This is a genomic window from Pseudomonas sp. NBRC 111139 (assembly GCF_001753955.1).
GTDB lineage: Bacteria > Pseudomonadota > Gammaproteobacteria > Pseudomonadales > Pseudomonadaceae > Aquipseudomonas > Aquipseudomonas alloputida.
This window is the reverse complement of record NZ_BCBP01000014.1, coordinates 190,590-203,158: the sequence shown is the minus strand read 5'-3', so window position 1 is coordinate 203,158 and position 12,569 is coordinate 190,590. Positions and strand designations below refer to the sequence as shown.

Here is a 12,569-nt window from a genome sequence, read left to right as displayed (position 1 = left end):
ATGCTGTGGCCCGGCGCGAGGACATTGGCCTGGAACTGGGCCAGCGCATGCGTGTGTCGTGCTACGGCATGCTCGGTTACGCGCTGCTCTCCAGTGCCACTTTGGGTGACGCCTTACGCCTGGCGCTGCAGTATCCGGCACTGCTGGGAACAGTCTTCAAGCTGCGCTTGCTCGACGACGGCCAACGTGTCTGGTTCAGCGCCAGCGATTACCAGGACAGCCCGGCGCTGAGCGCTTTCAACGCCGAGTTCTGCCTGGTGTCGCTGAAAGTCATCTGTGACGACCTGCTTGGCCGGCCGTTGCCGCTGCTTGGCGCACGCTTCGAACACCCTCGCCCTGGTTACCACGCGCTCTATGCCGAAGCGTTTCAATGCCCGATCGGTTTCGCCGCCGAGGACAATGCCTTTGCCTTCGAACGGCGATGGCTGGATATGCCGCTGCCGCTGGCCGACCCGATTACTCACAAAGCCATGAGCGAGCGCTGCCGGCGCCTGAACCTTGAATTCACCGGTCGCCAGGCATGGCTGGGACGGATTCGCCAGCTGCTGGCGCAGCAACTGGACGCAGCACCCGGGCTGGAAGGGCTTGCACGGCAGATGAACTGCTCTTCTCGCACCCTGCGCCGGCATTTGCAGGCGCTGGGCAGCAGTTATCAACAGCTGCTGGACGAGCTGAGGTTCGAGCGGGCCAAGCAGTTACTGGCCGATGAACAGATGCCGATCTACCGGATTGCGGAGACTTTGGGGTTCAGTGAGACAGCCAGTTTTCGGCATGCCTTCCAGCGCTGGAGTGGCGTGGCGCCCAGCCATTTTCGTGGTTGACCTGTTCTGGCCTCTTCGCGGGTAAACCCGCTCCTACAGGGGCGTCACAACCCCTGACGCCCTGGTGGCCATTGTAGGAGCGGGTTCACCCGCGAAAGGGCCGGGCCTGCCGGCCAATGTCCAAAGGCCGTTCACCGTTGCCGCCGCTGCCTTACCCGCGACGAGGCTGGGATAGGTCACCACCCATCTGGCCAAAGACCTTGGCCATATCGATCCCCTTTTGGCCGTTTGCGTCGTTCTCCCCTGCTGATCAGCCCATGACAATGGACCCACGCCAGTCCCACCGGAGAACAACAATGCTGACGATCTATTCCGATGACCACCGCCTGCACCACGGCCGCTGCGAGCTGATCGATGGCAAGCTGATGCCCTGTTTCGAAATGCCTTCGCGCGCCGACCATGTGCTCGACCAAGTGAAAACCCGCAACCTCGGCGACATCCAGGGCCCGACCGACTTCGGCCGTGCGCCGCTGTTGCGCGTCCACAGCGCCGATTACCTGGATTTCTTCGAAGGCGCCTGGGCGCGCTGGGCTGCACTGGGCCAAGAGGGTGACCTGCTGCCCTTCACCTGGCCAGCCCGCACACTGCGCCAGGTCAAGCCGACCGGCCTGCATGGCGAACTGGGTTACTACAGCTTCGATGCCGGCGCCCCCATCACCGCGGGTACCTGGCAGGCGGCCTATAGTGCTGCACAAGTTGCCCTGACCGCCCAGGCAGCGATTCAGCAAGGCGCCCATGCGGCGTTCGCCCTGTGCCGTCCGCCAGGGCACCACGCTGCCGGCGAAGTGATGGGCGGCTACTGCTATCTGAATAACGCCGCCATCGCTGCCCAGGCCTTCCTCGACCAAGGCCGACGCAAGGTCGCCATTCTTGACGTCGACTACCACCACGGCAACGGTACCCAGGACATCTTCTACAGCCGCGATGACGTGTTCTTCGCCTCGATCCACGGCGACCCGCAGGACGAATTCCCGTTCTTCCTCGGCTATGCCGATGAAACAGGCGAAGGCGCAGGCCAGGGCTACAACATCAACTACCCCTTGCCGGCCGGTAGCGACTGGGCCGCCTGGAGCGCAGCCCTGGAGGATGCCTGCAAGCGCATCGCCAGCTATGACGCCGACGTGCTGGTCATCTCACTGGGTGTGGACACCTTCAAGGACGACCCCATCTCGCAGTTCAAGCTGGACAGCCCGGACTACCTGGAAATGGGCAAGCGCATCGGCGAACTCGGCAAGCCGACCCTGTTCGTGATGGAAGGCGGCTACGCTGTGGAGGAAATCGGCATCAACGCGGTCAATGTGCTGGAAGGCTTCCAGCGCGCCCAGCCAGGAGCCCGATAATGGTCCGACTCAAACGTCTGCTCGCCCCGTTCATCGCTGCCACCCTGTTCGCGGGCGCCCTGCATGCGCAAGCCGAGCAGCGCACCCTGCGTGTATATAACTGGTTCGATTACATCACCCCGCAGACCTTGACTGCCTTCCAGAAGGACAGCGGCGTGAAGCTGGTGTACGACATCTTCGACACCAATGAGGCGCTGGAAGCCAAGCTGCTAACCGGCAACTCCGGCTATGACGTGGTAGTACCGTCCAACGTGTTCCTCGCCAAGCAGATCGAAGCCGGGGTGTTCCAGCCGCTGGATCGCAGCAAGCTGCCGAACTGGCAACACCTGGACCCGGCACTGATGAAGCTGATCGAGGCTAACGACCCGGGCAACAAGTTTGCCGTGCCGTATATGTACGGCACCGTGCTGATCGGCTTCAACCCGGCCAAGGTCAAGGCTGCACTCGGCGACAACGCGCCGGTGGACAGCTGGGACCTGATCTTCAAGGAAGAGAACATCGCCAAGCTCAAGCAGTGCGGCGTAGCCCTGCTCGACTCGCCGTCGGAGATTCTACCGCTGGCCCTGCAGTACCTGGGCTTGCCGCCGAACAGCGACAAACCGGCTGACTACAAGAAGGCCGAGGAGCTGATGCTGAAGATTCGTCCGCATATCACCTACTTCCACTCCTCGAAGTACATGGCAGACATCGCCAATGGCGACATCTGTGTGGCAGTGGGCTACAGCGGCAGCTTCTCGCAGGCAGCCAACCGCGCCCGTGAGGCAAACAACGGCGTGGTGGTGGACATGCGCCTGCCCAAGGAAGGCGCGCCGATCTGGTTCGACATGCTGGCGATTCCAAAGGGCGCTGCGAACCCGGAGGATGCACATACGTTCATCAATTACCTGCTGCGGCCAGAGGTGATTGCGCCGATCAGCGACTTCGTGGGGTATCCGAACCCGAACAAGGATGCGACCGACAAGGTGAATCCGACGATTCGCAACAACCCCAACCTGTATCCGACGGCAGAGGCGATGGCCAAGCTGTATACCCTCAAGCCTTTGACGCGAGATGCCGAACGGGCCAGAACCCGCGCCTGGACGCGGATAAAGTCCGGTACCTGATGTTGAACCGGGGGCTGCTTTGCAGCCCCACTCATTTTTTCCAGACTTTGCGTAGTTTCATCAAGGCCTCGGCAATCTCGCCCTCCGGCACTGCCGCAAAGCCCAGCACCAGCCCTGCCCGCTTATCCACAGGCACCTCGCAGTCCGCCAACCAGAAATTGCTCAGTGGTGTCACTTCCACCCCCACCGCCTCAGCCTTGGCCACCAACTCCTGCTCCCGAGCAAAGTTATCCACATCGACCTTCACATGCAGCCCAGCCGCCACTTCCGGCATTGCGCCCAACCCCGGAATATCCACAGGCCAACCGGCCTTGAGTACATCGCGCCGCTTCAATGCCGCCTTGCGCATACGGCGGATATGCCGCTGAAAATGGCCACGGGCCATGAACTCGGCCATCACGCACTGGCTGCTGACCTCCGAATGCCGCACCGCCAACGCTTTGCCTTGGCTAAAAGCCTGCACCAGCTTCGACGGAAGCACCAGGTAGCCCAGGCGTAACGCCGGGAAGGCGATCTTGCCGAAGGTACCGACATACAGCACCCGCCCGTGCCGGTCGAGCGCTGCCAGCGGGGCCAGCGGTGCACCGCTGTAGCGATACTCGCCGTCGTAGTCGTCCTCGATGATCCAGCCGTCACTGCGTTCAGCCCAGGCCAGCAATGCCAGGCGACGTGCAAGGCTCATGGTCACCCCGGTCGGGTATTGGTGCGCAGGCGTGACATAGGTCAGTCGGCAATCCGTCAATTGTTCCAGCCGGCTGCAGTCCAGCCCGTCTTCATCCACAGGCACGCCACACACCCGACCGCCCGCGAGCGTAAAAGCATGAGCGGCCGCCCGATAGCCTGGGTTTTCCACAGCCACACCGTCGCCCGGTTGCAGCAGCAACTGTGCACAAAGGCTGATGGCCTGCTGCGCGCCGCTTGTGATCACAATTTGTTCAGCCGTACAGCTCAGCCCCCGCGAGCGGCGTAGATAGGCCGCTATCAGTTCGCGCAAAGCCGGCTCGCCAGCGGGGTCACCATAACCCAGTTGCGCAGGGGACGGGTTGCGCCAGAAACCCGCCTGTAGCTTGGCCCAGACGTCAAACGGGAACAGGTCAAACGCCGGAATGCCAACGCGAAAAGCACGCGGCGCACCGCTTCTGGGCGGTGGCAAATGGTTGTTTTTCAGACGCTGCAGAGGTGCGCTGAAAAGCCTCCCGCTGGATAAATCCTCAGTATTTTCTTCACGGAATGTGGATAACCCTGTTGATAAGCCCATGGATAACCCTGTGGATACTTGTGTGGACAGTTTTGGCAGCCGGCTAACGTAGGTGCCATCACCGACCCGGCTTTCGATGAAGCCCTCGGCATACAGTTGATCGTAGGCGCGCACCACGCTGTTGCGTGAAAGCGCCAACATGGCAGCCAGGTCGCGCGTAGCCGGCAAGCGAGTACCACTACTCAGGCGCCCATCCAGTACCCGCGCTCGCAACGCCTGATACAGCTGCTGGCTGAGCCCGCGGCTGCGATCCAGGGCGATCCCGGCAGGGTCGAAAGGCAAGATGAGGGGCGACTCGCGCATGATATTGGACCTATGAAAACAGGCATTAATGGATCTTACCCAGAACCAATAGCCTGCCTAGGATGGAACCATTCGACAAGGATCCCGCCATGTACAACAGTAAGCCGCACCAGGAACACGACCTCACCCGCTTACACCAGCACATGCTAGACACCCGCCTGGCCGTTCTGGTCAGCCAGGGCGAACAGGGCCTTCTGGCCACGCACCTACCGGTGCTGGTCGATACCGCCGAGGGCGATTTCGGCACTGTGTATGCCCACCTGGCCCGGGCCAACCGCCAATGGCAAGACCTTCAACACGGCGGCGAAGCACTGTTGGTATTCCCCGGCGCCGATGCCTATGTCAGCCCCGGTTTTTACCCAAGCAAGGCCGAAAACCCAAAGGTGGTGCCGACCTGGAACTACCTGGCGGTGCACGCTTATGGCCCGGCCGAAGTTATCCATGAGACCGAGCCGCTACTGGCTATCGTAAGCCGCCTGACCGACCGCCATGAACAGGGTCGCAGCGAACCCTGGAAAGTCACCGATGCCCCTGCCGACTACATCGAGGGCATGCTCCGCGCCATCGTCGGTATCCGTCTGCCCATCGCGCGCCTGCAAGGTGCGCGCAAGCTCAGTCAGAACCGCTCCGGGCACGACATCGATGGCGTGCGCGAGGGCCTGAGCGCCAGCCCCGATCAACGGGACAATCAACTCGCGGCGCACATGCGCCAACTCTGAAGGAATAGCCCATGCCCAACCTTACCCTGCGCCCTGTCACTGCCCAAGATCACGCGGCCTGGCACGCCCTGTGGCAGGCCTACTTGCACTTCTACGAGACCGAGCTGGCCGATGCCGTCAGCCTGAGCACCTGGCAACGCCTGCTCGACCCCAGCGAGCCAACCCATTCGACACTGGCCTGGGTCGACGGCAAGGCGGTGGGGATGGTCAACTTCATCTACCATCGCTCCAACTGGAGCATCGAGAATTCCTGCTACCTGCAGGACCTATATGTGGACAGCACGCAACGTGGCCTGGGCATTGGTCGACAGTTGATCGAGCACGTCTACACCACTGCCAAAGCCGACAACTGCATCAAGGTGCACTGGCTGACCCACGAAACCAACGCCACCGCCATCAGCCTGTACCAGCAGGTTGCCGAGCGCTCGGGCTTCATCCAATTCCGCAAAGGCTTGTAGGCCGAACATGACAGACGCATTGAACTGGAAACCCGCCGCAACCCCCAAGGCCGAGCCCATTGAAGGCCGCTTCATCCGCCTGGAGAAGCTCGATCCAGGGCACCATGGCGAAGACCTCTGGGAAGTGCTGCAGGGTCCGGCCTCCGATCCGGTGCTGTGGGACTACCTGCCGTACGGCCCGTTCGCCGAACGTGCCGCCTTTGACCGCTGGCTGGAAGGCAACGCTGCTGGCCGCGACCCGCTTTTCTACACCGTCATCGACCGCGCCAGCGGCCAGGCCCAAGGCATCCTCAGCCTGATGTCGATCGTGCCTGACCACGGCCGGATCGAGATCGGCCACATTGCCTTCGGCGCCGCCATGCAGCGTACGCCCAAGGGTACCGAGGCGGTGTACCTGCTGGGCAAGCTGGGCTTCGCGCTGGGTAATCGACGGCTGGAGTGGAAATGCAATAACGCCAATGCCCGTTCCAAACGTGCGGCAGAGCGATTCGGCTTCGTCTACGAAGGGGTGTTCCGCAAGCACTTGGTGGTGAAAGACCATAACCGCGATACGGCGTGGTATTCGATTACCGATGATGAATGGCCGGCGGTGGCTGCCGGGTTTGAGCGGTGGTTGAGTGAAGAGAACCAGCAGCCGGGTGGCCAGGTGGAAAGCCTTGAGGTGTGCCGCAGAGGTTGAGCGGTGTGCTGAATCAGCTGGCCTCTTCGCGGGTGAACCGCCCCTACAGGGATGCGCGTTGTGAGGTTCGGGCCTACCCGCGCAGAGGCTAGTGATTCCGGCACAAAAAAAGGGGAGCATCCGCCCCCCAGAGGTTAACCAGTTGTAGATGAGGGCTTAAATCAGCCCTCGATCTCGATCAGGATCTCACCTGGCGTCACGCGATCACCCTTGGCCACATGGATGGCCACGACCTTACCGGCGATGGCCGCCTGCACTTCGGTTTCCATCTTCATGGCTTCGGTGATCAAGACCGCCTGGCCGGCCTTGACCATGTCACCTTCCTTGACCAGCACATCAACGATGTTCCCCGGCATGGTGGTGCTTACGTGGCCAGGGTCAGTAGCCTGCTTGCGCTTGCTGCCGCCACCGCTGACGAACTCGTTGAGTGGCTCGAAGACCACTTCCTCCGGCATGCCGTCGATCGACAGATAGAAGTGACGCTTGCCTTCGGCCTTCACGCCCACACCGGTGATGTCGACGCGGTAGGTTTCGCCGTGTACGTCGATGACGAACTCGGTCGGCACGCCTTCACCGCCTGGGGCAGCCACGGCACCGGCTTCCGGAATCGGCAGCAGAACTTCAGGCGTCAAGGTGCCAGCTTCGCGTTCTTCGAGGAACTTGCGGCCAATGTCCGGGAACATGGCAAAGGTCAGCACGTCTTCTTCGCAACGGGCCAGGGCACCGATGTCGCTACGCAACTTGGCCATTTCCGGCTTCAGCAGGTCAGCCGGGCGCACATCGATCACTTCTTCGCTGCCGATAGCCTGGCGACGCAGTTGCTCGTTGACCACACCCGGGGCCTTGCCATAGCCACCTTGCAGGTACAGCTTCACCTCATTGGTAATGGTCTTGTAGCGCTCACCCGCCAGCACGTTGAAGAAGGCCTGGGTGCCGACGATCTGCGAGGTCGGGGTGACCAGCGGCGGGAAGCCGAGGTCTTCACGCACACGCGGGATTTCGGCCAGCACTTCGTTCATGCGGTTGAGGGCGCCCTGCTCCTTGAGCTGGTTGGCCAGGTTGGAAATCATGCCGCCCGGTACCTGGTTCACCTGCACCCGGGTGTCCACCGCGGTGAACTCGCTTTCGAACTGGTGGTACTTCTTGCGCACGGCGTAGAAGTACAAGCCGATCTCCTGCAGAAGCTCCAGGTCCAGGCCGGTGTCGAACTCGCTGCCCTTGAGCGCAGCAACCATCGACTCGGTACCCGGATGGCTGGTGCCCCAAGCGAAGCTGGAGATGGCGGTATCGATGTGGTCCGCGCCATTTTCCACAGCTTTGAGCTGGCACATGGCAGCCAGGCCGGCGGTATCGTGAGAGTGGATGAACACCGGCAGCGACTGTTCAGCCTTCAGCGCCTTGACCAGCTCGCCAGTGGCGAACGGGGTCAACAGGCCAGCCATGTCCTTGATCGCCACCGAGTCGCAACCCATGGCTTCCATCTGCTTGGCCTGGTTCACGAAGGCTTCGATGGTGTGTACCGGGCTGGTGGTGTAAGCGATAGTGCCCTGGGCGTGCTTGCCGGCGGCCTTGACCGCTTCGATGGCCACGCGCAGGTTACGCACGTCGTTCATGGCGTCGAAAATGCGGAACACATCGATGCCGTTGACCGCCGCCTTGGCGACGAAGGCCTTGACCACGTCGTCGCTGTAGTGGCGGTAGCCCAACAGGTTCTGGCCGCGCAGCAGCATTTGCAAGCGGGTGTTTGGCAGCGCTGCGCGCAGCTTGCGCAGGCGCTCCCACGGGTCTTCCTTGAGGAAGCGCACGCAGGCGTCGAAGGTGGCACCACCCCAGACTTCCAGCGACCAGTAGCCAACCTTGTCGAGCTTGTCGCAGATCGGCAGCATGTCTTCGGTACGCATGCGGGTAGCCAGCAGGGACTGGTGAGCGTCGCGCAGGATCGTGTCGGTTACGTGAATTTTCTTGGACATTATAGGGTTCCTCACAGGCCTGCGTGGGCGGCGATGGCGGCGGCGATGGCCAAGGCCAGCTCTTCGGGTTTGCGCTTGATCGAGTAGTTGGTCAATTCAGGGTGGCTTTCGACAAAGCTGGTATTGAACTGGCCGCTACGGAATTCCGGATTGCGCAGGATTTCCTGGTAGTACGCGGCGGTGGTCTTCACCCCTTGCACGCGCATGTCGTCCAGGGCCCGCAGGCCGCGGTCCATGGCTTCTTCCCAGGTCAACGCCCACACCACCAGTTTCAGGCACATGGAGTCGTAGAACGGTGGAATGGTATAGCCGGTGTAGATCGCCGTGTCGGTGCGCACGCCCGGGCCGCCGGGGGCGTAGTAACGGGTGATCTTGCCGAAGCTGGGCAGGAAGTTGTTTTTCGGATCTTCAGCATTGATACGGAACTGCAAGGCGTAGCCGCGGTGCTGAATGTCTTCCTGCTTGACCGACAGTGGCAGCCCCGAGGCGATGCGGATCTGCTCACGCACGATGTCGATACCGGTGATTTCCTCGGTAATGGTGTGTTCCACCTGCACCCGGGTGTTCATTTCCATGAAGTACACTTCGCCATCTGCGAGCAGGAACTCCACGGTACCGGCGTTCTCGTAATTCACCGCTTTGGCCGCACGCACCGCCAGGTCGCCGATGTAGGCGCGCTGCTCAGGAGTAAGCTGTGGGCTCGGGGCAATTTCGATGAGCTTCTGGTTACGACGCTGGATAGAGCAGTCGCGCTCGAACAGGTGCACTACGTTCCCGAAGCTGTCACCGAGAATTTGCGCCTCGATGTGCTTCGGGTTGACGATGCATTTCTCCAGGAACACTTCGGCCGAACCGAATGCCTTGGTCGCCTCGGAAATGACCCGCGGGAAGTTCTGTTCCAGTTCTTCGCGGCTATTGCAACGGCGAATACCACGGCCGCCACCACCGGAGGTAGCCTTGAGCATCACCGGATAACCGATGCGATCACCTTCGCTCAGGGCTTCATGAATATCGGCAACGTTGCCTTCGGTGCCCGGGGTTACCGGCACACCGGCGGCGATCATGGTGCGGCGCGCTTCGGTCTTGTCGCCCATACGGCGAATCACTTCGGCGGCCGGGCCAATGAATTTGATCCCGCGCTCGGCGCAAATTTCTGCCAGTTCAGCGTTTTCCGAAAGGAAACCATAGCCCGGGTGCAGGGCATCACAGCCGGTTTCCACAGCCAGGTTCACCAGCTTGCGCGGGTTCAGGTAACCGGCCAGCGGCTCGGCACCGATGCTGTGTGCTTCGTCAGCGCGCTTGACGTGCAAGGCATGCCGGTCGGCGTCGGAAAAGATCGCTACCGAGCGAATGCCCATCTCGGCGCAAGCACGCACGATCCGAACTGCGATTTCACCTCGGTTGGCGATCAGGATTTTTTTTATCACTGGAGTCTTCCCAAAGCCGTAGGAACAGTCGAGCCGGTTCTACCGGTCGGCGCGTGACCAGACGATGCTGGCCAGTCGCGTATTCACCCTAGCGCTGTAGGTCGATAAACAAAAATCAATATTTGTTAGAGGCTGTATTAGCAAAAGCTTATAGTTGGGTAACAAGGTGTTGCCGAAGAGCTGATTAAAATGCGTAAGTCCTTGATGCGTATGACATTGCGTCAACTCCAGATCTTCAATGAGGTGTGCGATTTGCGGTCGTACAGCCGTGCTGCGGAGGAGATGGCGCTGACGCAACCCGCCGTTAGTCTACAGATCCGTCAGCTTGAAGAGCTGATCGGTCAGCCATTGTTCGAGTACGTGGGCAAGAAGCTCTACCTGACCGAGGCGGCCGAGGCCCTGCAGCGCGCCAGCCACGATATCTTCGGGCGCCTGGAGAGCCTGGACATGCAGCTGTCGGACATGCAGGGCTCACTGCAGGGTCAGTTGAAACTGGCGATCGAGTCCAGTGCCAAGTACTTCGTGCCACACCTGTTCGCCGCCTTCAAGCAGCGTCACCCGGAAGTCAACCTGACCCTGACGGTAGTCAATCGTGCCCAAGCCATCCGCCGCCTTTCCGATAACCGCGACGACCTGATCATCATGTCGATGGTGCCGCAAGACATGGGCCTGGAGTTTCTGCCGTTCCTCAACAACCCGATCGTTGCGGTTGCGCCGCCACAGCACCCGCTGTGCAAGCTGGACCAGTTGCGCATGCAGGACCTGGAGCCTCATACGCTGCTGGTCCGCGAGCAAGGTTCGGGAACACGCAAGGCTTGCGAAGAGTACTTCAAGGATAAGCGTGTGCATTTCGCCCAAACGCTTGAAGTAGCCTCGGCCGACGCCCAGCGCGAATGCGTGATCGCCGGGCTGGGGATCGCCCTGTTGACCCGTCACGCAGTCAACCTGGAGCTGGCTACCGGGATGCTGAAGGAATTACCGGTCGAGGAGCTACCGCTGTACCGTAGCTGGTGCGTGGTGCAGGCCAAGGCCAAGCGGCAGTCGCCGGTGGCCTTGGCGTTTCTTGCATTCATCCGCGGTGAACGTGCATTGATCAGCGCGCTTGTTGAACGTTTTTCGGGGAAACTGCCGCCGACGACTGCCATACCGTGAGTGCTTGCAGCTCGGGGTAGTCCGCCAGGTCGCGGAGCAGTTGACGTTGGTCGCAATAGCTCTCGATCGCGCGGCGGTATTCCATGCGACGCTGATCTTTTTCCTGCTGCTTGCGAGCCTTGGCGTTGGGTTGGTACGTACCGTCGAAGTCACGAGCCATTGCCTGTCTCCCAGATAGTATGCGGGAGTTTCAGACTGGCCTTGATGGTTTACCGTTTGGCGGTGGAATGGTGACAGAATCGTGAATTTTCACTGCCTGTACCGGCCTCTTCGCGGGCTTACCCGCTCCCACAGGAATTGCACCGATTTATAGAGGAGCACAGTACCTGTGGGAGCGGGCAAGCCCGCGAAGAGGCCAGTGCAGGTTGAATTCAGTCGTCGGTAGCCTTGATCGACTTGGGCGACAGACGCAAGCTGCGCAGGCTGCGTTTCACGCTCTTCAGGTGGTTGACCAGGCTAGGCCCGCGCGCCATGGCAACGCCCATGGCCAGCACGTCGATCACCACCAGGTGGGCAATACGCGAAGTCAGTGGGGTGTAGATCTCGGTGTCTTCATGCACGTCGATCGCCAGGTTGACCGTCGATAGCTCGGCCAGCGGCGTCTGGCTGGGGCACAGGGTAATCAGGTTGGCGCCGCTCTCACGGACCAGGTTGGCAGTGATCAGCAGGTCCTTGGAACGGCCTGATTGGGAAATACACACCGCCACATCACCCGGTTTCAGGGTAACCGCCGACATCGCTTGCATGTGGGGGTCGGAATACGCTGCCGCGCTGAGCAGCAGGCGGAAGAACTTGTGCTGGGCATCGGCCGCAACGGCACCGGACGCGCCAAAGCCATAGAACTCTACCCGCTGCGCCTGGGCCATGGCGCTCACGGCTTGTTGCAGCGCCTGCGGATCAAGGTGCTCGCGCACTTCCATCAGGGTGTGCAGGGTGGTGTCGAAGATCTTCAGACTGTAGTCGGCGACCGAATCGTCTTCGTGGATGGCGAACTGACCGAAGCTGGCCCCGGCAGCCAGGCTTTGCGCCAGCTTCAGCTTCAGGTCCTGGAAGCCCGAGCAGCCAATGGCCCGGCAGAAACGCACGATGGTCGGCTCACTGATACCCACGCTGTGCGCCAAATCGGCCATGGAGCTGTGCATGACGGCAGCCGGGTCGAGCAGCACGTGGTCGGCCACTTTCAGTTCCGATTTGCGCAGCAGGTGGCGCGATTGGGCGATATGTTGCAACAGATTCACAGGCTGGACTCGGTTATGATCGGCGTGCCGGGTTGTAGCTTTCTTGTAGTTATACTACATGGACGCCAACCCGCCCAGTTAAACGAACGTGGAGAGTGGTG

12 protein-coding genes are annotated in these 12,569 nt (G+C 61.2%); 7 read left to right on the top strand and 5 right to left on the bottom strand.

Annotated elements, in window-relative coordinates; genetic code table 11:
- From BJQ17_RS00995 to BJQ17_RS00985, 3 genes are all read left to right on the top strand, one after another.
- Positions 1–821: AraC family transcriptional regulator (locus BJQ17_RS00995; RefSeq protein ID WP_139139741.1), on the top strand; the 821-nt coding region annotated here is incomplete at its 5' end.
- Positions 822–1,117: 296 nt separating this feature from the next.
- Positions 1,118–2,161: a histone deacetylase family protein gene (locus tag BJQ17_RS00990; RefSeq protein ID WP_070095380.1), complete on the top strand. Its 1,044-nt coding sequence runs from the start codon at positions 1,118–1,120 to the stop codon at positions 2,159–2,161.
- The gene (locus BJQ17_RS00985) at positions 2,161–3,264 is read left to right on the top strand and encodes a polyamine ABC transporter substrate-binding protein (protein ID WP_003253292.1); all 1,104 of its coding nucleotides are present in this window, start codon (positions 2,161–2,163) and stop codon (positions 3,262–3,264) included. The genes BJQ17_RS00990 and BJQ17_RS00985 overlap by 1 nt, the downstream gene beginning before the upstream one ends.
- A gap of 31 nt (positions 3,265–3,295) precedes the next feature.
- Here the strand turns inward: BJQ17_RS00985 and BJQ17_RS00980 are convergent, their stop codons facing one another.
- Positions 3,296–4,825, bottom strand: a complete 1,530-nt coding sequence (locus BJQ17_RS00980) for a PLP-dependent aminotransferase family protein (RefSeq protein ID WP_070095379.1) — start codon at positions 4,823–4,825, stop codon at positions 3,296–3,298.
- Between the two features lie 89 nt (positions 4,826–4,914).
- Between BJQ17_RS00980 and BJQ17_RS00975 the strand changes: the two genes are divergently transcribed.
- From BJQ17_RS00975 to BJQ17_RS00965, 3 genes are read left to right on the top strand one after another with little or no spacing between them, the layout of a single operon-like run.
- Positions 4,915–5,544 carry an FMN-binding negative transcriptional regulator gene (locus BJQ17_RS00975; RefSeq protein WP_070095378.1) on the top strand — a complete coding sequence of 210 codons (630 nt, stop codon included), beginning with the start codon at positions 4,915–4,917 and terminating at the stop codon, positions 5,542–5,544.
- Positions 5,545–5,555: 11 nt separating this feature from the next.
- Entirely contained in the window at positions 5,556–6,002 is a 447-nt protein-coding gene (locus BJQ17_RS00970) for a GNAT family N-acetyltransferase (protein ID WP_012054127.1), read from the top strand.
- 7 nt (positions 6,003–6,009) lie between these two features.
- A complete protein-coding gene (locus tag BJQ17_RS00965) occupies positions 6,010–6,681 on the top strand; it encodes a GNAT family N-acetyltransferase (RefSeq protein WP_070095377.1) in 672 nt (223 codons plus the stop codon).
- A 161-nt stretch (positions 6,682–6,842) separates the two neighbouring features.
- Here the strand turns inward: BJQ17_RS00965 and oadA are convergent, their stop codons facing one another.
- Both oadA and BJQ17_RS00955 read right to left on the bottom strand, forming a co-directional pair.
- Positions 6,843–8,651, bottom strand: coding sequence for a sodium-extruding oxaloacetate decarboxylase subunit alpha (gene oadA / locus BJQ17_RS00960; protein ID WP_003253282.1), 1,809 nt, complete (start codon positions 8,649–8,651; stop codon positions 6,843–6,845).
- A gap of 11 nt (positions 8,652–8,662) precedes the next feature.
- Positions 8,663–10,078 (bottom strand): acetyl-CoA carboxylase biotin carboxylase subunit, encoded by a 1,416-nt coding sequence (locus tag BJQ17_RS00955; protein WP_070095376.1) that lies wholly within the window; start codon positions 10,076–10,078, stop codon positions 8,663–8,665.
- A gap of 189 nt (positions 10,079–10,267) precedes the next feature.
- Between BJQ17_RS00955 and BJQ17_RS00950 the strand changes: the two genes are divergently transcribed.
- Complete coding sequence (locus BJQ17_RS00950; protein ID WP_003253277.1) at positions 10,268–11,230, top strand: LysR family transcriptional regulator; 963 nt, start codon at positions 10,268–10,270, stop codon at positions 11,228–11,230.
- Here the strand turns inward: BJQ17_RS00950 and BJQ17_RS29565 are convergent.
- Both BJQ17_RS29565 and hexR read right to left on the bottom strand, forming a co-directional pair.
- Positions 11,172–11,390: a PA3496 family putative envelope integrity protein gene (locus BJQ17_RS29565; RefSeq protein WP_003253275.1), complete on the bottom strand. Its 219-nt coding sequence runs from the start codon at positions 11,388–11,390 to the stop codon at positions 11,172–11,174. The two genes, BJQ17_RS00950 and BJQ17_RS29565, sit on opposite strands and share 59 nt — an antisense overlap.
- Positions 11,391–11,601: 211 nt before the next feature.
- A complete protein-coding gene (hexR, locus tag BJQ17_RS00945) occupies positions 11,602–12,468 on the bottom strand; it encodes a transcriptional regulator HexR (RefSeq protein WP_003253273.1) in 867 nt (288 codons plus the stop codon).
- Positions 12,469–12,569 lie beyond the last annotated feature (101 nt).